We start from the raw sequence: 19,909 nt of genomic DNA, 5'->3' as shown, positions 1-19,909 counted from the left end.
CGGATGGGGGATAGGTCACACGGGATAGATCACGTCGACGACGTCGACGGTCACGGCGGGGACCGAGGTGCCTAAGTGCTCGCGCAGCCAGGCCGACACGTGCGCGCGGACCAGTTCGGCCAGCGGCTGGATCGGCGTGCCGAAGCGCACCGCGAGTCCTATGTCGACAGTGTCGCCCGCCGCGCGCACCGAGCGCAGGTGTCCGCCGCCGTGCCCCGCGAGCAGGTCGGCGGCCGCCGACCGGGCCAGCAGCACGACCACCCGCTCGGCGACGAGCAGCGCGCCGCCCACCTGGTCGAGCTGGAACTCCCCGCCGCGTCCGCGCACCCCCCGCACGCTGTCGAGCACGCGCGACACCAGGCCGTCCGGGGTGTGCACGGGTTCTGCGGCGGCGGCGCGCACCAGGTCCCACTGTGCCCGCAGCGCGGCCAGTTCGGCTCCGCAGTGCGGGCAGTCGGCGGCGTGCGCGACCAGCACCGGGTCGGCGCCCGGCCCGTCGGCGGCGACGGCCACGAGATCGGCCAGGGTGCGCCCGCACGGCAACGCGCGCTCGCGCACTGTCGTCGGTTCGTTCGCGGGCTCAGTCACAGCAGCTCCTTCAAGGTGGCGAGCAGGGTCACCCTTGCCCGGTGCAGCCGCTTGTGCAATACCGAGACGCTGACGTCGAGCACGGTCGCCACCTCCTCGTAGGACAGGCCCTCCAGCTCGCGCAGCACCAGCGGCACCCGCTGGCTCGGCTCCAGCCGGGCTATCGCGCGGTGCACCGCCGAGGCCCGCTCGCCGAGCAGCGCGCGGGCTTCGGGGGTCGGCCCGGCGTCGGTCAGCAGGCCGCTGCGGGTGCTGTCGAGCAGCGACTCCAGCGGCACGGTCGGCCTGCGTCTGCGCAGGTGGGCGAGCGCGGTGTTCGTCACCACGCGGTAGAGCCAGGTGGACGCGCGCGCCTCGCCGCGGAACTCGGCCAGCCCGCGCCAGGCCGCGATCCAGGCGTCCTGCACCACGTCCTCCGCCTCGCCGGGGTCGCCGCAGATCCGCAGCGCCACCCGGTACATCCGGTCGGTGTGTCTGCGCACGAGCGTGTCGAACGCCCCCGCGGAGCCCTGGGCGGCCGAGGCGATCAGCCGCTCGTCCGACCCGTCGACGGGCATCGGGGTCACCGGCCCCGCCGGTAACGCAGCATCAGGAAACCGTCCTCGACCAGCACCGACGCCAGGTCGAGCGACGCCGGGGCCGCCGCGGGCTGCCCGAGCGCGATCCGGCCGGAGCCAGCCCCCGCCAGCATCGGCGCCACGGTGAGGCAGAGTTGGTCGACCAGGTCCGCGGCGACCAGCGCGCCGAACAGGTGCGGCCCGCCCTCGCAGCACACCCGCCGCAGCCCGCGCTCGGCCAGCGCGTCGAGCGCGGCGCGCAGGTCGATCTCGCGGTCGCCCGCGACGAGCACGTCCGCCCCGGCGTCGGCCAGCGCGGCGCGCCGGTCGGCGGGCGCGGACGCGCAGGTGACGATGATCGGCGGCACCTCGGAGTCGGTCACCAGCGCGGAGTCGGGCGGTACCGAGCAGTGCGCGGTGACCACCGCGATCGGCGGCACGTCGGCCAGCCCGAGTCGGGCGCGCCGCGCGCCGCGGAGTTCGGTGCGCTTGACCCCGCCGTAGTTCTCCGCGCGCGCGGTGCCCCAGCCGACGAGGACCACGTCGGCGAGATCGCGGCCGAGCGCGAAGATCCGCTTGTCGGCGGGGCTGGACAGCCCCGCCGAGGTGCCGTCGACGGTCACCGCGCCGTCCGCGCTGCTGACGAAGTTGACCTGCACCCAGGCGGCGGTGAGGGGGTCCGGGTAGGCGTAGAGGCGTTCCAGTCCCGTGTCGTCAAGCTCGGGTGCGGTTCGGGGATCGGGCCACAGCATGTGCACCGGTCCATCCCAGCACGCCACTACGCTCCCGGCATGTCCGCCGCCAGACTTGTCGACCGCGCGCCCGAGGTCGCCGCCCAGGAGCTGATCGCCGCGCTGGTGCCGCCGCCGCGGTTCGGCGAGGTCCGCTTCGAGACCTACCTGCCCGACGCCGCCGAGCCCAGCCAGGCCGCCGCCGTCGCGGCGTGCGCGGCGTTCGCGGCCCGGGTCGGCGAGAGCGCGCGGGAGCAGCCGTTGCTGCGGCGGATCTTCGGCGGCACGGCGGCGCCGGGCAGGCCGGGGCTCTATCTGGACGGCGGATTCGGTGTCGGCAAGACCCACCTGCTGGCCTCGGTCTGGCACGCGGTGCCGGGGCCGAAGTCGTACGCCACGTTTGTCGAGCTGACCTACCTGGTCGGCGCGCTCGGGTTCGCCGAGGCGGTGAACCGGTTGCGGGACAACAGGTTGCTTGCGATAGACGAGTTCGAATTGGACGATCCCGGCGATACGACGCTGGTCGGGCGACTGCTCGCGGAGCTGACCGACGCCGGCGTGCGCGTGGCGGCGACGTCGAACACGCTGCCCGACAGACTCGGCGAGGGCCGGTTCGCCGCAGGCGAGTTCCTGCGCGAGATCCAGGCGCTCGCGGCGCGGTTCGCGGTGGTGCGGGTCGACGGCCCGGACTACCGCCACCGCGGCCTGCCCGACGCGCCGGACCCGTTGCCCGACGCGGACCTGACGGCGAGCGCCGCGGCCATCCCAGGGTCCACAGTGGACGATTTCGACGCGCTGTGCGCCCACCTCGCCACCCTGCACCCGTCGCGCTACGGCAAGCTCGTGGCCGGCGTGGCGGCGGTGCACCTGCGCGGCGTACGCGCGCTGTCCGAGCAGGATGTGGCGCTGCGGCTGGTGGCGTTCGCCGACCGGCTCTACGACCGGGCGGTACCGGTGGCGGTGTCCGGCGAGCCGGTGTCCGCGTTGTTCACCCCGGAGATGCTGCGCGGGGGCTACCGGAAGAAGTACTCGCGTGCGGTGAGCAGGCTCGTCGCGCTGTCCCGGGACGCGGCGGCGCTGCGAAGGTGACGTTTCAGGCTCGGCGGCGGCCGGGGGTGTCGGTGCCGCGCTGCGCGCGGTGCTCATCGATCAGCGCCCACACCGAGATGCCGGTACTCGGACTCGGGTCGCGCGACTCCGCCTGGTACCGGGTCCGGGACCGGGGTATCACCGGGTCGGGCCGGTCCCGCAGTTCCTGGCGAATCTGGTCATAGATGGGTGTGTCGGTCACCGCCATCCTTCCGTCGCGCGAGCACTGCCAGGCTACGCACCGTACGCCCCCGGCCGCGTAGCGCCACACGGTGGTCTGGTTAGTCACATCGGGTGAACTTTCCGGTGACACCACTACGTAGCGGTACTCCCGGTGTGCTCGGCCACTGAACGCGGGTCGCCCACACGTTGTCCGCTGCCAGGTTGGTGCCCGCGCGGAAGTCGATCACCGCGGCGACCGCGACCACCGCGCCGACCGCCCAGAACAGCGCGCCGATCGTGTCGGTGACGTAGTGGTAGCGCAGGCCGACAATCGCGCTCGCGGCTACCGCGACGAGCACCAGCGCGGTGGCCGCGACGACAGTCGTGCGGACCGCCCGGCGTCCCGGCGGCGCGTCGGCGGCGACCACCAGCGTCACCACGGCCAGGATCGACACCAGCGTCGCGGTGTGTCCGCTGGGGTAGGCCAGGTAGCCGTCGTGCGTGCGGCCGAAGATCGGTTTGAGGACCCACGTGTTCAGCCCCGCGGTCACCACCGGGCCGAGCACGGCCAGCAGCGCGACCCGCGGCCCGCGTTCCAGGGGCGCGCCCGCCACTGTGCCAGACAATGCGGTCGCGCCCGGGTGACCGTGTGCGCGACCATTCGCGGCGTGGGACACCTCGACGCGACCGGCCTCTCCTGCACGCTGCCCGACGGGCGCGTGCTGTTCCGCGACGCCGCGCTCCGAGTCGGCGGCGGGCAGGTGGTCGCCGTGGTGGGGGAGAACGGCGCCGGGAAGACCACCCTGCTCAAGATCCTCAGCGGCGAGCAGTCCTCGCCCGATGGCGGCGTGTCGGTGCAGGGCGGGCTCGCGGTGATGCCGCAGTTCGTCGGCTCCGTGCGCGACGACCGCTCGGTGCGCGACCTGCTGCTGGCCGTCGCCCCGCCCGCGCTGCGCGCCGCCGCGGCCGAGCTGGACGCGGTCGAGCTGGCGCTGATGGAGACCGACGACGAGCCCACCCAGCTCCGCTACGCCGTCGCGCTCGGCGAGTACGACGAGGCGGGCGGCTACACCACCGAGGTGCTGTGGGACACCGTCACCGTGGCCGCGCTCGGCATCGGGTTCGACACCGCGCGCTTCCGCGAGGTGCGCACGCTCTCGGGCGGCGAGCAGAAGCGGCTGGTACTGGAGGCGCTGCTGCGTGGCCGCGAGCAGGTGCTGCTGCTCGACGAGCCCGACAACTACCTCGACGTCCCCGGCAAACGCTGGCTCGAACAGCGCCTGGCCGAGTCGGACAAGGCCGTGCTGCTCATCAGCCACGACCGCGAGCTGCTCAACGCCGTCGCCACGCGGGTCGTCACCGTCGAGGCGGGCACCACGTGGACGCATCCCGCGGGCTTCGCGACCTGGCACGCCGCGCGGGAGGCCCGCTGGGAGCGGGTCGCCGAGTTGCAGCGCCGCTGGGACGAGGAGCACGCGAAGCTGATCGAGCTGGTCCGGCTGATGCACCGCGCGGCCGTCGTCAACCCCGGCATGGCCAGCCGCTACCGGGCCGCGCAGACCCGGCTGCGCAAGTTCGAGGAGGCCGGGCCGCCGCCCGACCCGCCGAAAACGCAGCGCGTGCAGCCGCGCCTTCGCGGCGGGCGCACCGGAATCCGCGCGATCACCTGCGCCAGGCTGGAACTCACCGGCCTGATGAAGCCCTTCGACGTCGAGGTCTTCTTCGGCGACCGGCTGGCCGTGCTCGGCTCGAACGGCTCGGGCAAGAGCCATTTCCTGCGCCTGCTGTCCGAAGAGGACAGCGCGGCGGAGAAAACCGTGGCGCACACCGGCGTGTGCAAGCTCGGCGCGCGCGTGGTGCCCGGTCTGTTCGCCCAGACCCACCACCACCCGGAGTGGCTCGGCCGCACCCTGGTCGACATCCTCTGGCACGGCGAAGACGGCCGCGCGGGCCTCGACCGCGGCGCCGCGGCGTCGGTCCTGAGCCGCTACGGCCTGGCCGCGAGCGGCGAGCAGCGCTTCGAGACCCTGTCCGGCGGTCAGCAGGCGCGGTTCCAGATCCTGCTGCTGGAACTGTCCGGCGCCACCCTGCTCCTGCTCGACGAGCCAACCGACAACCTCGACCTCACCTCGGCCGAGGCACTGCAGGATGCCCTGGAAGCGTTCGAGGGCACCGTTGTCGCGGTCACCCACGACCGGTGGTTCGCCCGTTCGTTCGACCGGTTCCTGGTGTTCCGGTCGGACGGTGTGGTGTCCGAAGTGGACGAGCCGGTGTGGGACGAGGCCAGGGTGGACCGCGCCCGCTAGTGCGCGACCACCTCGGCGATGGCGTCCACGCCGAGGTCGATCTCGGCCTCGGTGATCACCAACGGCGGCGCGACCCGCAGGGTGGTGTCGTGGGTTTCCTTGCACAGCACGCCGCGCTCCATCAGGGCCTCGGACGCCGCGCGGCCCGCGAGGCCGCCCGGTGCCATCTCCACGCCCGCCCACAGCCCGCGGCCGCGCACCTCGGCCACGCCGCGGCCGACCAGTTCGCCGAGCCTGCTGTGCAGGTGCGCGCCGAGAGTGGTCGAGCGCTCCTGGAACTCGCCGGTGGCCAGCAGTTTGACCACCGCGCGGCCGACCGCGCAGGCCAGCGGGTTGCCGCCGAAGGTCGAGCCGTGCTCGCCGGGCTTGAGCACGCCGAGCACGTCGGCGCGGCCGACGACCGCCGACACCGGCAGGATGCCGCCGCCGAGCGCCTTGCCCAGGGTGTAGAGGTCGGCGCGGACGCCCTCGTGGTCGAGCGCGAACAGCGTGCCGGTGCGGGCCAGGCCGGACTGGATCTCGTCGGCGATGAACAGCACGTTGTGCTCGTCGCAGAGTTGGCGGACCTCGCGCAGGTAGCCCGACGGCGGCGCGAGCACGCCAGCCTCGCCCTGGATCGGCTCGACCAGCACCGCCGCGGTGCGGTCGGTGATCATCGACTCCAGCGCCTGCGTGTCGCCGTACTTGGCGACCGCGAAACCCGGGGTGAACGGGCCGAAGTCGTTGCGCGCCACGGAGTCGGTGGAGAAGGAGATGATCGTGGTGGTCCGGCCGTGGAAGTTCGAGCCCGCAACGATGATCTCCGCGGTGTTCTCCGGCACGCCCTTGACCCGGTAGGCCCACTTGCGGGCCACCTTGAGCGCCGACTCGACGGCCTCGGCGCCGGAGTTCATCGGCAGCACGAGGTCGGTGCCGGTCAGCTCGGCCAGCTCGCGGCAGAACAGGCCGAGCTGGTCGTGGTGGAACGCGCGGCTGGTCAGCGTCACCTTGCCGAGCTGCTCGACCGCCGCGGCGATCAGCGCGGGGTGCCGGTGGCCGAAGTTGAGGGCCGAGTACCCGGCGAGGAAGTCCAGGTAGCGGCGACCGTGCACGTCGGTCACCCAGGCGCCCTCGGCCTCGGCGATCACCACCGGCAGCGGGTGGTAGTTGTGCGTGCTCCACTGCTCGTCCAGGGCGACGAAGTCGGCCGCGGTGTGCGGCGTGGTGGCGGTGGCGGGCGGAACAGTCACGGTCATGACCTCAGGCTAAGGGCTGGTGGACGTCGGATTCATCCGGTGAGCGTTGCTTCTGACGCGCATTCGTTGCGCCATCGGGTAGTCGAACGCCTGTTTGTTGCACGAGCGCCGATCGCCACGGCGGATTACCCTCCGCCCATGGCAAAGAAGAAGGCGACCGTCCGGGACGCGCTGAGGGTACGCCCGGGCGGCTCCCGGCCCGCGCCGCGCGACCTCCCGGTGGGTCCGGCGACCAAGGCCGAGGCCGCCGAGCAGCTCGCGGACATCGGCGCGCGCCTCGCCGCCACCCAGGAGGCGCTCTGGGCCGAGGGCGTCTTCGGCGGCGGGTCCCGCGGCGTGCTGCTGGTGTTGCAGGGCATGGACACCTCCGGCAAGGGCGGCACCATCAAGCACGTGTGCGGCCTGGTGAACCCGCAGGGCCTGCGCATCTCGTCGTTCAAGAAGCCCACCCGCGCCGAGCTGCGCCACGACTTCCTGTGGCGCATCCGCAGGCAGGTGCCCACGCCGGGGCTGATCGGCGTGTTCGACCGCTCCCACTACGAGGACGTGCTGATCGCCCGGGTGGAGGAACTGGTCCCGGCCGCGACCTGGGAGGCCCGCTACGACCTGATCAACGAGTTCGAGGCCGAGCTGACCGCGCGGGGCACCACCGTGGTCAAGTGCTTCCTGCACATCTCCCCGGAGGAACAGCGCGAGCGGCTCATCGCGCGGCTGAAGGACCCGGCCAAGCAGTGGAAGTACAACCCGGGCGACCTGGCCGCGCGGTCGAAGTGGAGCCACTACCAGGAGGCGTACGCCGCCGCCCTCGACCGCTGCTCGACCGACGCCGCGCCCTGGTACACGGTCCCGGCCGACCGCAAGTGGTACCGCAACTGGGTGGTGGCCAACCTGCTGCTGGAGACGCTGACCGAGCTGGACCCGACCCTGCCCGAGCCGGACTTCGACGTGCCGACCGAGCTCGCGCGGATCACCGACGCCGACCCGCTCGGGTAGGGCGCTCAGATGTGCGGGATCACCTCGTCCCCGTACGCCGCCAGGGTCTTCTCCCGCTGGTCGTGCATCAGGTAGATGGCGAACTGGTCGACGCCCAGCTCGGCGAGTTCGGCGAGCCGGTCGACGTGCGCCGAGGCCGGGCCGAGCAGACAGAAGCGGTCGACGATCTCGTCCGGGACGAAGTCCGTCGACGGGTTGCCCGCCTTGCCGTGGTGGGCGTAGTCGTAGCCCTCCCGGCCGCGGATGTAGTCGGTCAGCTCGCGCGGCACCGGGCCGGACTCGCCGTAGCGGGACACCAGGTCGGCGACGTGGTTGCCGACCATGCCGCCGAACCAGCGGAGTTGGTCGCGCTGGTGGGCGAGGTCGTCGCCGACGTAGGCGGGCGCGGCGACGCACATGGTGATGCCGCCAGGGTCGCGCCCGGCCGCCTTCGCCGCGTCGCGCACGGCGTCGATCGTCCACTTCGTGATCGCCGGGTCGGCGGTCTGCAGGATGAACCCGTCCGCGTGCTCGCCGACCATCTGCAGCGCTTTGGGCCCGTACGCGGCCATCCACACCTCCAGCCGCCCGTCGCGCACCCACGGGATGCGCACAGGCGCGCCGTGGTGTTCCACCTCCCGGCCCTCGGCCAGTTCGCGGATCACGTGCATCGACTCGCGCAGCACGGCCAGCGACGCGGGTTTCTGCCCGATGACCCGGCGCGCCGAGTCGCCGCGGCCGATCCCGCACACCGTGCGGTTGCCGAACATGTCGTTGAGCGTGGCGAACAGCGACGCGGTGACCGACCAGTCGCGGGTGCTCGGGTTGGTCACCATCGGGCCCACGACCATCGACCGCGTCTGCGCGAGGATCTGCGAGTAGATCACGAACGGCTCCTGCCAGAGCACGCACGAGTCGAACGTCCAGCCGTAGCCGAACCCGCGCTGCTCGGCCTCGACCATCAGCCGCACCACCTCGCTCGCGGGCGGGTCGGTCTGCAGCACCACACCGAAGTCCACTGTGTACTCCTTAAGGCTGTACTGGCCTAGATCAGGTACTGGCTGAGGTCGCGCTTGAGGAACTGGCCGTGGCCCTCCCGGCCGTGGAACGCGCCGTCGGCGATGACCACCGAGCCGCGTGAGAGCACTGTGTCGACCTTGCCGGTGATCTCCATGCCCTCGTACGCCGAGTAGTCCACGTTCATGTGGTGGGTCAGCGCGGAGATCGTCTGCTTGGCGGCGGGGTCGTAGACCACGATGTCCGCGTCCGCGCCCGGTGCGACAGTCCCTTTGCGACCGTGCAGGCCGAACATTCGCGCGGGCGTGGTGGAGCTGATCTCCACCCAGCGTTCCAGGCTGATCTCACCGGCCACCACGCCCTGGTGCAGCAGGTCCATCCGGTGCTCAACGCCGGGCATCCCGTTGGGGATCTTGGAGAAGTCGCCGCGGCCCAGCTCTTTCTGGTCCTTGAAGCAGAACGGGCAGTGGTCGGTGGACACCACGGACAGGTCGTTGGTGCGCAGCCCGCGCCACAGGTCGGCCTGGTGGTCCTTGGGCCGCAGCGGCGGCGAGGCCACGAACTTGGCGCCCTCGAAGTCCGGCCTTGCCATGTCCTCAATGGACAGATAGAGGTACTGCGGGCAGGTCTCGGCGAACACGTTCTGCCCGGCGTTGCGAGCTTCCGCGACCGCCGCCAGCGCGTGCCGCGCCGACAGGTGCACGATGTAGAGCGGCGCCCGGGTCACCTTGGCGAGCTGGATCGCCCGCGAGGTGGCCTCGCCCTCCAGCTCCGGCGGGCGGGTCAGCCCGTGGTGCACCGGGTCCCCGTAGCCCGCGGCGAGCGCCTGGGCGACGAGTTGGTCGATCGCGATGCCGTTCTCGGCGTGCATCATGATCATCGAACCGGTCTCGGTGGCCTGCTGCATCGCGCGCAGGATCTCCCCGTCGGTGGAGTAGAACACCCCGGGGTAGGCCATGAACATCTTGAAGCTGTTGACCCCCGCGTCGATGCAGGGCGCCATCTCCTTGAGCGAGTTGTCGTCCACCTCGGAGATGATCATGTGGAAGGCGTAGTCGATCGCGCAGTGCCCGCCTGCCTTCGCGTGCCATTTGTCCAAAGTGGACAGCAGGGAGGTGCCCCTGGCCTGCACGGCGAAGTCGATGATCGTGGTGGTGCCGCCCCACGCCGCCGCGGTGGTGCCGGTGGCGAAGGTGTCGTTCGAGGAGGTGCCGCCGAAGGGCATCTCCATGTGCGTGTGCGCATCGATACCGCCGGGGATCACGTATTTCCCGGTGGCATCAATGATGTTGTCGGCCTCGGTGAACAGGCCCGGGGCGGCGACCGCGGCGATGGTCTCGCCGTCGACGAGGACGTCGGCGGTCAGCCTGCCGGTCGCGTTGACGACCGTCCCGTTGCGAATGAGCGTGCGCATCTGGTCCTCTCAGGGCTTGGTCAGCGACTCGTAGGTGTCGGGCCTGCGGTCGCGGTAGAACGCCCACAGGTCGCGGACCTCGGCGAGCATGTCCATGTCGAGATCGCGGATGACGATCTCCTCCTCGGTGTCGGACGCCGCGTCGCCCATGAGCTGCCCACGCGGGTCCACAAAGTACGATTGGCCGTAGAAGTCGTTCTCGCCCAACGGTTCCACGCCGACCCGGTTGATCGTGCCGACGTAGTACTCGTTGGCCACGGCCGCCGCGGGCTGCTCAAGGCGCCACAGGTACTCCGAGAGGCCGCGGCTGGTGGCCGAGGGGTTGAACACGATCTTCGCCCCCGCCAGGCCGAGCGCGCGCCAGCCCTCCGGGAAGTGCCGCTCGTAGCAGATATAGACGCCGATGCGGCCGACCGCGGTGTCGAACACCGGGTAGCCCATGTTCCCGGGCCGGAAGTAGAACTTCTCCCAGAACCCCTTCACCTGGGGGATGTGGTTCTTGCGGTGCTTGCCGAGGTAGGTGCCGTCCGCGTCGATCACGGCGGCGGTGTTGAAGTAGACCCCGGGCTGCTCCTGCTCGTACATCGGTACCACCAGCACCACGCCGTGCCGCGCGGCCACCTCGCACATCAACTCGGTGGTCGGCCCGTCCGGGATGCCCTCGGTGTAGGAGTAGTAGTCCGCGTCCTGCACCTGGCAGAAGTACGGGCCGTAGAACAACTCCTGCAAGCAGACGACCTGCGCGCCCTGCGAGGCCGCCGTCCCGATCGCCGCCACCGCGTTGGCGATCATGGACTCCTTGTCGCCGGTCCATTTCTGCTGGACCAGGCCGGCCCTCACGACTTCAGGCACGGGCCTCTCCTTCCGGTTGGTGAGCTGACTCCGAGTGGTGCACAGCCGCGGTCTTGCGATCCTGAATGGACAGTACGAGGTAGATGACGAACGCGCTGACGCCGCCGACCACCCAGCTATAGTCGTAGAGCGGTCGCAGCAGCGGGATCAGGCCGTCGGCGGGGTATGGGCCGGGGGTGCCCGCCGCGGTGTACGCGCCGCCGACCGCGAGCACCGCGCCGACCAGCGTGGCCACCACCGCGCGGATGTTCCAGCCGCCGTTGAACCAGTAGCGGCCGTGGTCCTGGTACAGCTCGGTGACGTTCAGCTCGGTGCGCACCACGAACCAGTACCCGGCCACGAGCACGCCCGCCACCGCGGCGAGGACGCCGCCGTAGAAGTTGAGCCAGGCGAAGATGTAGATGCTCGGGTCCGAGATCAGCCGCCACGGCATCACCGCCACGCCGATGATCCCGGTGATCAGCCCGCCCATCGCGAAGGTGATCCGCTTGGGGAAGGCGTTGGAGAAGTCGTAGGACGGGCTCACCACGTTCGCCGCGAGATTGCACGACACCGTGGCCAGCACCAGCGCGACGAGCGCGATCACCACGACAATCGGGCTGTCGAACCGGGCCGCGAGCAGCGCCGGGTCCCAGATCGCCTCGCCGTAGAGCACCTGTCCGCCCGAGGTGGTCAGGATCGCCACGATCGCGATGAACGACATCGTGGTGGGCAGGCCGAGGATCTGCCCGCGCATCTGCTTGCGCTGGCTGCCGCCGAAGCGGGTGAAGTCGGGCATGTTCAGCGACAGCGTCGCCCAGAACGCGATCATCGCCATCAGCGACGGCGCGAACACCGCCCAGAACTCCGCGCCCCAGCCCAGCTTGGACGGCGCGGACAGGATCGGGCCCAGGCCGCCCGCCTTGACCAGCACGTAGCCCAGCAGGATCAGGAAGCCCACCGACACCAGCGGCGCGGTCCAGTTCTCGAACCGGCGGATCGCGTCCATGCCGCGCCAGATGATGAGCATCTGCGCCACCCAGAACCCCGCGAAGCACAGCCACAGCGTCCAGTGCTGCCCGAGGACGACGGTCGAGTTGATCCACCCGTCGCCGGTGAGCTTGCCGACGATGACGTAGAGCGCCTGCCCGCCGACCCAGGTCTGGATGCCGAACCAGCCGCACGCGATGAACCCGCGCAGCAGCGCCGCCACGTTCGCGCCGCGCACGCCGTAGAAGGCGCGGGCGAACACCGGGAACGGGATGCCGTACTTGGTGCCCGCGTGGCTGTTGAGCAGCATCGGGACCAGCACGATCAGGTTGCCGATGGTGATCGTCAGGAATGCCTGCAGCCAGTCCATCCCGAGCGCGATCAGCGACGCGGCCAGGGTGTAGCTGGGGATGTTGTGCGCCATGCCCATCCACAGCGCGAAGTAGTTGTAGGTCGTCCAGGTCCGCTTCTCGACCGGCACCGGCGCCAGCTCGTCGTTGTAGTACGGGCTGTCCCGGATCGTGCCGTGGTCGGGCAGATCGACCCGGCCGTCCGACTGAGTGGACTGTTCCGCTATCGCCATCGTCTACTCCGATGCTCGTGGATCAGAGTTCCATCCCGGCATCGTGGAGGTAGGCGGTATCACCCGGCAGTGTCACAGTGTCAAGTGTTGGCGCACTCGGTGAACACACTGCCTCTTGCGGACGACGGTCTTTAGGGCAGCCAAAGTCCGCTGGTGGACCGGGCGAGGTTCGGGGCGGTCCGGGTGTCCGGTTCTGGCAGGTCCACGAGGTGCGCGATCGCGTCGACCAGCGGCCCGGTGAAGGTCCACAGCACGTCCTTGCGGCTGACCAGTTCGGACTGCCCGCCGCGCAGCCGGGCGGCGTGGGACTCGGACTCGGAGCGGACGTGCAGGGTGTCCACGCAGGTCGGGTGGAAGTAGGCGCCGAACAGGGCGTCCACCTCGGTGGTGTCGTCGGCGTTGATGGCCACGAAAGTCCAGCCGCAGGCGCGCAGCTCGGCGAGGAGTCCGATGAGGACGGTCTGCTGGTCAGACAGCATGGCGCTGGTCGTACTGCGGGTGGTCGGTGTGGCAGTCGTGCTCGCCCGACGCGCAATAGCGGCAGGTCATGGTCACGCCCCCTCTGCGGAGTGGCGGGCGGCGTCGCGGAGCCGTGGAGGCGGGTGTCGCGTCGGCTCTGACGCGGCGCCGCCCGCCGGAACCCGACCGGGACCTGTACGGGCACGTCCTGGTCGGGAGGGCGATTCCCAGCTTGGATAAAGATTCGCCGTTGCGCAAGTCATGTTTTGACGAAATGTTTCGTGTTCACCCGATCGGGCGACTGTGCTGGTTTCCGGTGGTCTCATAGGCTTCCGTGGTCACGTTTCCAGCGAGAGGGGCAGCCGTGCCGGAGGAGTTCAGAGCAGGCGTTCGGATGCGGCGGGTCGGCCGTGAGCTGCGCAGATGGCGGGAGCGGATCGGCATCACGAACGCGGAGGCGGCCCGCCGCGCGCGGTGGTCGCCGGGCAAGCTGAGCAAGATCGAGAACGCTCAGCAGCCGATCCAGGGCGTGGACGTGCTGGCCCTCGGCATCGTCTACGACATCAAGGAGAAGGAACGCAACCGCCTCTTCACGGCGTCCTTGACCGCGCTCGACCGAGGCTGGTGGCACGAGTACGACGAGGGCACCCTCGTCTCGGTCGCGCAGGACTTCGTTGAGCTGGAATCCGAGGCCGCGCTGCTACAGACCTTCAAGCCGGACCTGATCCCCGGCCTGCTCCAGACCGAGCGCTACGCCGCCGAGTTGGGCAGGGTCGCGATTCCGATGGCTTCCGAGGAGTCGATCCGACAGCGTGCCCAGGCACGCGCGACCCGCCAGGCGCGGCTGGTCGATGCCAACCCCATCAAGCTCGAAGTGGTGGTGTGGGAGGCCGCCCTGCGGCAGAACGTCGGCGGGGCCACGGTGATGGCCGCGCAGCTTGATCGGGTGCGCGAACGAGCGGAACTGCCGAACATCGATATTCAGGTGCTGCCGCTGGGTTGCGGCGCGCTGCCCGGCCTGGGCGCCTCGTTTCAGATCCTGTCCTTCGACCAGGATTACTACGAGACGGTCGCCTACGTGGAGAACTTGACTCAAGGTCTCTACGTGGAGGAGCCAGCCGACGTCGAGGTGTATACGCTGAACTTCGCGGCCTTGCGGGAGGCCGCGTTGGACCAGAACAGGTCGCTCGCGCTGATCAAGGAGATCGCCGATGACCTGTAAGCGAAAGGGAGTGCGGCATGTCCGCTCCGAACTTGACCGGTGCCCGGTGGCGCAGGAGTAGCTTCACTGACAACGGCAACGGCAACTGTGTGGAGATTGCCTTGATCGGCGCCTCGACCGCGATCCGCGACTCCAAGAACCGCGACGGCGGCACCCTGGTAATCAGTGGGCGCCAGTGGGCCTCCTTCCGCCGGACGGCGGCGCGCCGATGAGCACCGTCGACTTGTCCGGTGCCCGGTGGCGCAGGAGTAGCTTCAGCGACAACGGAAGCGGCAACTGCGTCGAGATTGCCCTGGTCGGCACCTCGACCGCGATCCGTGACTCCAAGAACCGCGACGGCGGCACCCTGATCGTCACCCCCCGGCAGTGGACCGGTCTCCTCGCGGTCGCCCGCTGATCAACCAGGCAGTACCGCAGGCGAGTGGCTAATCCAACGTCTGGCTTCCCACCGAAACTCGGCAGCGACGTGCACGACACCGGCCGCAAGGGGTCCGTACGACGGCGTCAGCACGGCCACGGTCCGCGTCGTGGTCGCGGCGTGCTGTTGCCGGGTTGTTCCGGGGCCGGCAGCAACAGCGGACAGCAAATCGCGTTGCCCCGCCGTGAGCCACCCCATGGCCGTTTCGTGCGCTACGAACTCGTCTCGTGCGGTTCGTGCGCTGCGTTGCGCCCGGTGGTGGTCGAGGTGATCGAATGTGACTTCTGTCACACAATCTTGTTGAAGGTTGGTGTCCCCGGCACTGTCAACCTGTCGGGGATTGGCAAGGTTATTTTGACACGTTCTCGCGCTACACCTGGGGAAAGGCGACGTCGTGGGACGAATCTTGCACACGCGAATCCTCGCGGCCGTATTGGCCGCTTTAACGGTTCCTCTGCTGATTGTCGGTGAGGCTTCCGCAGATAGATCACAATCAGTACCCGCTGGGAAGTATCGAGACTATCTGGGGTCGACGGCGGTCGTGTCCGGCATTGGATCGGATCAGTGTGACCTCGAAACGTCCAAGCGAAAGGGGAACTGGTTCTGCGTCAATACCGGGGGTAAACCTGAGCAGACGCTCAGCCCGGACGGTGTGAGCTCGAGCTACTGCATCAGTGGAAACTGTTGGAACAGGTACAATGACTTCCAATCGGATGTTACCGTGTCGGGCAATTGGGGTTATGGCGGCTCGGTGTTGGGGCGCGTTGACCTGTACGCATCTTTCCAGTTGACCGGTGCGCAAACGTGGAGCAAGCCTGTCCAATACAAGAATACGAGATCGACCACGGAGGTCGTTTTCACGGGCGACTTGATCAACTCTGCGCCTGGTGCAACGGGCAACCCCGTTCCGGGGAAGTGGAGCATCTACAACGCGGGAAGCGTGCCGGGCGGGCTCACCCGATCGTGGAGTCCGAACGGGTATAAGTCGTACGACAACACCATGTGGGATCACAGTCAGGTGCATCAGTGGTCATGGAAGACCAGCGGTTACAGCGGCTACTGGTACGCTTATATCAAGAGTATCTGTACCCGCACGTCGGACAAGGTGACCTACAGGTTTTATTCGGTCAATCAGCTTCCGGCTAACGCATACGGAGCAGGCTGGCGTTCATGAATGAATTTCCTCCGCGCTATCGCGACTACTTGTCTTCCCCGGGGGATTTGGATCCGCAGGGGAGCGTCCATCGCGAAGATCATGTGCATGACGATCGTCCATTTGAGGACTCGGTCGTCATCGGGAGGCTTCGGGGTCAAGATGTGTGGCACGCGGTGTGGCAGGGAGAGCGTGAAGCTCTCGGCGAATTCGATGGGACGCGTACGGAAGCAATCGCATGGGCGCGTGACAAGTCGCCCCGGTGTCTGATCTATTCCGAAGCTGCCGGCGATGTCGTCCCGCTCGGCGACGACGAACCCGGCAAGCACGGTTGACGGCATCGCCGTAGGTCAAGAGAAGGGCTGTTCCGCGTGCAGGCTGCGCGGTGCAGTCCTTCTTTTTATAGTTCAACTAGGCACTACCGCAGGCGAGTTGGCGCCCTCGACGAGCAGGCGCGGCTCCCCGGTGCCGTCCGCCGCGACCGACCACACGTTGTTGGTGCCGTCGTCGCGTTGCAGGGCGTAGGCGACGGTGGTGTCGTCCAGCCAAGCCGGTTGGTCGTCGACGCTGGTCGGCTCGGCCAACGGGGTGACGCGCAGGGTGGGCAGGTCCAGGACCGACAGGCGCCAGCCGCGCTGGGGGTCGCCGTCGACGGCCGCCTTGTAGGCGATGCGCGTGCCGTCCGGCGACAGGGACGGGCATTCGACGTTCTCGGCGAGGGTGCGCACCGTCTTGGCCGCGAGATCGCCCTCGACCAGGTAGCGCTTTCCGCCGGTCGACATCGTGGCGTAGAACCGGGTGTCGTCGGCGGCGAAGGTCACGCCCCAGAAGTTGGTGTCCACCGCCCGATGGGGGCGGCCGTCGATGGTCGCGGTGAACTCCTCCAGCGACTCGACCTGGGCGCCCGTGCGGGTGTCGAGGATGCCGGTGCGGGTGGAGAACCCGGTCGTGGCATAGGAGTGGCCGTCGATGAACACGGTCCACGAGACCATCCGGCCGCTCGCCGACACCCGCAGCCGGTTGGGAAACCCGGTGAGCGCGACGGAATGGCGTTCCCGCAGGTCGGGACCGAGCACGACGAGCCGGGTCGCGGTGAGGGCGTCGACCGGGAGCAGGCAGGCGAGCATGCCGTTCGCGGCGTAGGCGCGGTCGCACCTGCGGTCGGTGACGGCGCGCGGGCCGCGCGGATCGGCCAGGGACACCGTCGACAGAACGCCGTTGGTGAGCACTTGCAGCCGTGGCCCGGGCCGGACCGTGCCGGTGCTTTCCGGCGTGCTGACGGCGGGTGCGGAGCGGGCCACGTAGAGGACGGCCGCGCCGCCGAGCAGCGCGGCCGCCGCGACGGCGATCAGGATGCGGGCCCGCAGCGTCATCGCGGCTCCTCGGTCGAGTGGGTCATCCTGGCGAACAGCAGCGCTGTGACGACGATCGCGACCAGCACCGCGATCGCGGCGGCGGCGCACGCGGCGGTCGGGCCCCAGAGCTGCCAGGAGAGTCCGAAGAGGACCGACGAGCCCAGGTACGCCAGCGCCTGGCCGGTCTGGATCAACGCCATTCCGGTGGCGCGCAACGGTTCCGGCAGCACCTTCGCGGCCAGGGCCATCAGCACCCCGTCCGTGGCGGCGTAGAACACGCCGTAGAGGACGAGCACCGCGACGATCAGCGGCCAGCCGCCCACCGGGCCGAGCAGGGCGAGGTACACACCCGCCAGCGCGCCGTAGCCGGTGAGCATGATCCGGGCCCGGCCGATCCGGTCGGCCAGGGCGCCCAGCGGTGCGGCGAGCAGCAGGTACACCAGGCTGGTGCCCACGGCGAGCAGCGGGAACCAGCCCAGCGCCAGCTCGCCCCGGCGTTGCAGCAGCAGGTAGACGAAGCCGTCGCCGACGGTCACCAACCCGAGCAGACTCGCCGCGAACAACAGCCGCCGGACGCCGCTCGACTTGAGCAGACCGGCCGCCGCGCGGGGAGACACCGCGACCTGCGCCCGCGCCGCGCGCTTGTCGCGGACGAACAGCAGCAGCACGACCACGCCGAACGCGGCGATGACGAAGCTGGTGAAGAACACCGCGTCGAACGCCTGGCTGCCCGCGAAGGCCAGGACCGCCAACGCCATCAGCGGCCCGGCGAACGCCCCCATGGCGTCCATCGACCGGTGCACGCCGAACGCGCGGCCGAGCCGGTCCCGCGGGGTCGACAGGGCGATCAGCGCGTCGCGCGGTGCCGTGCGCAAACCTTTGCCCGCCCGGTCGGCGGTGATCGCCACGCCGATCGCGGCGGCCGAGTTGCCCGCCGCGATCAACCCCAGTTTGGCCAGCGCGGACAGGCTGTAACCCAGCCCCGCCACCGTTTTCCGCCTGCTCGTCCGGTCGGCGACATAGCCGCCGACCAGGCGCAGCAGCGCGGTGGCGCCGGTGTAGACGCCGTCTATGGCGCCGTAGGCCAGCGGGCTCATGTTCAGCCCGATCACCAGGTACAGCGGCAGGATCGCGGTGACCATCTCCGAGGAGATGTCGGTGATCAGGCTGACCGAGCCGAGCGCGACCACGTTGCCGCCGACCATCCACTTGCGACGGTCGCGCGGCTCGGGGGTCTCCGGTGTGCTGATCGTGGAAAGGTACATCCCGCCTCCGGGCGAGCAAGGGGGTGCCGGGTCCGCGCGGGACCCGGCACCGGCGATCCGATCAGTGGCAGGCGGTCGTGCCGCTGTCGGAGTAGGTCTTGCCCGCGACCGGGACGAACTGCCAGTCGTAAGCGTTGGCGTGCAAGGTGAACTTGAGGACGCCGAAGGTGTTGTTGTTGCGCGCCTCGCTGTTCGGGGCGATGGTGCCGAAGCCGTAGAAGCCCACGCCGCCCATGCCCGCGACGAAGTGCCGGATGCCGCGCGCGGTGTCCGGCGAACCGTTCGGCGTCATCGGGGCGAACCGCTCGTAGTGGTGGTTGTGCCCGGTGACGATCACCTCGGCGTTGAAGTCGTAGAGCGCCTGCACGAGCGGGCCGGTCGAGGTGTCCGGCGCGTGGTTGAGGCCGGAGGTGAACCGGGGCTTGTGCCAGTAGGCGATGGTGCACGGCTTGGTGGTCGCGGCGAGGTCCGCGCGCAGCCACTGCTCCTGCGGCGAGCCGACCGACTTGCTCACCTCGCTGTTGAGCGAGACGACGTGCCAGTTGCCGAGGTCGTAGGAGTAGTAGCCCTGGCCGGACGGACCCGCGTTGGCGCCGAAGTAGTTGTAGTACCCGGTGGCGCCGGAGGTGTTGTAGTCGTGGTTGCCCGGCGAGGGCCGGGTGCGGGACTTGTGCCTGCCCCAGGTCGGGTTGTAGTAGGTGGTGAACTCCGAGGCGGTGCCATTGTTGTAGACGTTGTCGCCGGTGGTAAACACGGTGCCCGGGATGCCGTCGAGCAGGTCGGCGGTCTGGTTGTCGCCGGTCCCGGACGCGGCGATGTCGCCCGCGCCGACCAGCACCGGGTCACCCGGGGGCGGCGGGGTCGTCGTTGGTGGGGTCGTTGTTGTCGGGCTGCCGGTGGTGATCACCAACTGCGGCGCGGTGGCCGCCCCGCTCTCGCGCGAGTCGTAGTCGGCGCCGTCGCCGCTGGACGAGGTCACGCCGATGCCGAGAATGCCGTTGCCGGTCACCGCCGAGGTCACGGTCACCTCGTACCAGGTGTTGCGGCTGACCGCGCCGAGCGAGCCGAGGGTGGCGCCGTCGATGGCGGGCTGGTTGTTCCAGGTCACCCCGGTCTCCGACCAGGTGGTGTTCGACATCGCCTTGAAGGTGCCGCCGTTGGGGCTGGTTGCGCCGAGGACGTTGTCGGTGTGGATGCGCAGCTTGGCGTTCGTCACCGGGCTGGTGAGGCCGCTGACGTCGAACCGGAGGAACATCCGCTTGACCGGCGAGTTGTCCACCCCGAGCTGGCCGGACGTGCCGTAGTTGGACCCGGTGGCGCCGCTGTCGACGTAGGTGTCGGCGACGGGGGCGAACGTGCTGGTTGCCGCTGAAGCGGATGGCGCGGACCCGACGACGGCGATCACGGTCGCCGCCGTGATCACCGCGCCTGCCAGTGCTCCGGCGGCTTTGGCTTTACGACTGGGCATTGTCGAAGCCTTCCCTGGTTCAGTTGTGCGTGCTGGACCTCCACCCTTCGATACCAGACCGAACGATCAACCGGAACCCCGCACACGGCTGGAT

At 69.7% G+C, this 19,909-nt stretch carries 22 protein-coding genes; 8 read left to right on the top strand and 14 right to left on the bottom strand.

The window, feature by feature from the left end:
• Positions 1–15: 15 nt before the first annotated feature.
• The 3 genes from ACT4N7_RS04790 to ACT4N7_RS04780 are packed head-to-tail and all read right to left on the bottom strand — an operon-like array spanning position 16 to position 1,897.
• Positions 16–588 carry a hypothetical protein gene (locus ACT4N7_RS04790; protein WP_444827343.1) on the bottom strand — a complete coding sequence of 191 codons (573 nt, stop codon included), beginning with the start codon at positions 586–588 and terminating at the stop codon, positions 16–18.
• Positions 585–1,145, bottom strand: a complete 561-nt coding sequence (locus tag ACT4N7_RS04785) for an RNA polymerase sigma factor (protein ID WP_444827342.1) — start codon at positions 1,143–1,145, stop codon at positions 585–587. The genes ACT4N7_RS04790 and ACT4N7_RS04785 overlap by 4 nt, the downstream gene beginning before the upstream one ends.
• Positions 1,146–1,150: 5 nt before the next feature.
• Positions 1,151–1,897: a pyrimidine reductase family protein gene (locus ACT4N7_RS04780; protein ID WP_444827408.1), complete on the bottom strand. Its 747-nt coding sequence runs from the start codon at positions 1,895–1,897 to the stop codon at positions 1,151–1,153.
• Between the two features lie 39 nt (positions 1,898–1,936).
• On the opposite strand from ACT4N7_RS04780, the gene zapE reads away from it, so the two are divergent.
• Entirely contained in the window at positions 1,937–2,965 is a 1,029-nt protein-coding gene (gene zapE / locus ACT4N7_RS04775) for a cell division protein ZapE (RefSeq protein ID WP_444827341.1), read from the top strand.
• A gap of 4 nt (positions 2,966–2,969) precedes the next feature.
• Here zapE and ACT4N7_RS04770 read toward each other — a convergent pair whose 3' ends face one another.
• Both ACT4N7_RS04770 and ACT4N7_RS04765 read right to left on the bottom strand, forming a co-directional pair.
• Positions 2,970–3,167 carry a hypothetical protein gene (locus tag ACT4N7_RS04770; protein WP_444827340.1) on the bottom strand — a complete coding sequence of 66 codons (198 nt, stop codon included), beginning with the start codon at positions 3,165–3,167 and terminating at the stop codon, positions 2,970–2,972.
• A gap of 79 nt (positions 3,168–3,246) precedes the next feature.
• Complete coding sequence (locus ACT4N7_RS04765) at positions 3,247–3,741, bottom strand: phosphatase PAP2 family protein (RefSeq protein WP_444827339.1); 495 nt, start codon at positions 3,739–3,741, stop codon at positions 3,247–3,249.
• Between the two features lie 54 nt (positions 3,742–3,795).
• Here ACT4N7_RS04765 and ACT4N7_RS04760 point away from each other — a divergent pair, with 54 nt between their 5' ends.
• Positions 3,796–5,433, top strand: a complete 1,638-nt coding sequence (locus ACT4N7_RS04760; RefSeq protein WP_444827338.1) for an ATP-binding cassette domain-containing protein — start codon at positions 3,796–3,798, stop codon at positions 5,431–5,433.
• Here ACT4N7_RS04760 and rocD read toward each other — a convergent pair.
• A complete protein-coding gene (rocD, locus tag ACT4N7_RS04755) occupies positions 5,430–6,668 on the bottom strand; it encodes an ornithine--oxo-acid transaminase (protein WP_444827337.1) in 1,239 nt (412 codons plus the stop codon). The genes ACT4N7_RS04760 and rocD overlap by 4 nt on opposite strands.
• Before the next feature lie 138 nt (positions 6,669–6,806).
• Between rocD and ACT4N7_RS04750 the strand changes: the two genes are divergently transcribed.
• Positions 6,807–7,661, top strand: a complete 855-nt coding sequence (locus tag ACT4N7_RS04750; protein WP_444827336.1) for a PPK2 family polyphosphate kinase — start codon at positions 6,807–6,809, stop codon at positions 7,659–7,661.
• Between the two features lie 5 nt (positions 7,662–7,666).
• Here the strand turns inward: ACT4N7_RS04750 and ACT4N7_RS04745 are convergent, their stop codons facing one another.
• From ACT4N7_RS04745 to ACT4N7_RS04725, 5 genes are all read right to left on the bottom strand, one after another.
• Positions 7,667–8,659 carry a TIGR03842 family LLM class F420-dependent oxidoreductase gene (locus ACT4N7_RS04745; RefSeq protein ID WP_444827335.1) on the bottom strand — a complete coding sequence of 331 codons (993 nt, stop codon included), beginning with the start codon at positions 8,657–8,659 and terminating at the stop codon, positions 7,667–7,669.
• A gap of 26 nt (positions 8,660–8,685) precedes the next feature.
• Positions 8,686–10,071 carry a dihydropyrimidinase gene (gene hydA, locus ACT4N7_RS04740; protein WP_444827334.1) on the bottom strand — a complete coding sequence of 462 codons (1,386 nt, stop codon included), beginning with the start codon at positions 10,069–10,071 and terminating at the stop codon, positions 8,686–8,688.
• Positions 10,072–10,080: 9 nt separating this feature from the next.
• On the bottom strand, positions 10,081–10,923 hold the full coding sequence (locus tag ACT4N7_RS04735; RefSeq protein WP_444827333.1) for a nitrilase-related carbon-nitrogen hydrolase: 843 nt from the start codon (positions 10,921–10,923) through the stop codon (positions 10,081–10,083).
• Positions 10,916–12,475, bottom strand: coding sequence for an NCS1 family nucleobase:cation symporter-1 (locus ACT4N7_RS04730; protein WP_444827332.1), 1,560 nt, complete (start codon positions 12,473–12,475; stop codon positions 10,916–10,918). Before ACT4N7_RS04730 ends, ACT4N7_RS04735 begins: the two co-directional genes overlap by 8 nt.
• Before the next feature lie 131 nt (positions 12,476–12,606).
• Positions 12,607–12,954: a hypothetical protein gene (locus tag ACT4N7_RS04725; protein WP_444827331.1), complete on the bottom strand. Its 348-nt coding sequence runs from the start codon at positions 12,952–12,954 to the stop codon at positions 12,607–12,609.
• A 374-nt stretch (positions 12,955–13,328) separates the two neighbouring features.
• Between ACT4N7_RS04725 and ACT4N7_RS04720 the strand changes: the two genes are divergently transcribed.
• From ACT4N7_RS04720 to ACT4N7_RS04700, 5 genes are all read left to right on the top strand, one after another.
• Positions 13,329–14,156 (top strand): helix-turn-helix domain-containing protein, encoded by an 828-nt coding sequence (locus ACT4N7_RS04720; RefSeq protein ID WP_444827330.1) that lies wholly within the window; start codon positions 13,329–13,331, stop codon positions 14,154–14,156.
• Between the two features lie 17 nt (positions 14,157–14,173).
• Complete coding sequence (locus ACT4N7_RS04715; protein ID WP_444827329.1) at positions 14,174–14,368, top strand: DUF397 domain-containing protein; 195 nt, start codon at positions 14,174–14,176, stop codon at positions 14,366–14,368.
• Positions 14,365–14,553: a DUF397 domain-containing protein gene (locus ACT4N7_RS04710; RefSeq protein WP_444827328.1), complete on the top strand. Its 189-nt coding sequence runs from the start codon at positions 14,365–14,367 to the stop codon at positions 14,551–14,553. The genes ACT4N7_RS04715 and ACT4N7_RS04710 overlap by 4 nt, the downstream gene beginning before the upstream one ends.
• Before the next feature lie 742 nt (positions 14,554–15,295).
• Entirely contained in the window at positions 15,296–15,748 is a 453-nt protein-coding gene (locus ACT4N7_RS04705) for a hypothetical protein (protein ID WP_444827327.1), read from the top strand.
• Complete coding sequence (locus ACT4N7_RS04700; RefSeq protein ID WP_444827326.1) at positions 15,745–16,062, top strand: hypothetical protein; 318 nt, start codon at positions 15,745–15,747, stop codon at positions 16,060–16,062. The genes ACT4N7_RS04705 and ACT4N7_RS04700 overlap by 4 nt, the downstream gene beginning before the upstream one ends.
• A gap of 72 nt (positions 16,063–16,134) precedes the next feature.
• Here ACT4N7_RS04700 and ACT4N7_RS04695 read toward each other — a convergent pair whose 3' ends face one another.
• The 3 genes from ACT4N7_RS04695 to ACT4N7_RS04685 all read right to left on the bottom strand — a co-directional run bounded on the left by ACT4N7_RS04695 (position 16,135) and on the right by ACT4N7_RS04685 (position 19,815).
• Positions 16,135–17,100, bottom strand: coding sequence for a TolB family protein (locus ACT4N7_RS04695; protein WP_444827325.1), 966 nt, complete (start codon positions 17,098–17,100; stop codon positions 16,135–16,137).
• Entirely contained in the window at positions 17,097–18,347 is a 1,251-nt protein-coding gene (locus tag ACT4N7_RS04690) for an MFS transporter (RefSeq protein WP_444827324.1), read from the bottom strand. Before ACT4N7_RS04690 ends, ACT4N7_RS04695 begins: the two co-directional genes overlap by 4 nt.
• A 61-nt stretch (positions 18,348–18,408) precedes the next feature.
• On the bottom strand, positions 18,409–19,815 hold the full coding sequence (locus ACT4N7_RS04685) for a CBM96 family carbohydrate-binding protein (RefSeq protein WP_444827323.1): 1,407 nt from the start codon (positions 19,813–19,815) through the stop codon (positions 18,409–18,411).
• Between the last annotated feature and the right edge of the window lie 94 nt (positions 19,816–19,909).

The organism is Actinokineospora sp., from assembly GCF_052390155.1.
Taxonomy (GTDB): Bacteria; Actinomycetota; Actinomycetes; order Mycobacteriales; family Pseudonocardiaceae; genus Actinokineospora.
This window is presented reverse-complemented; position numbering and strand designations above follow the sequence as displayed.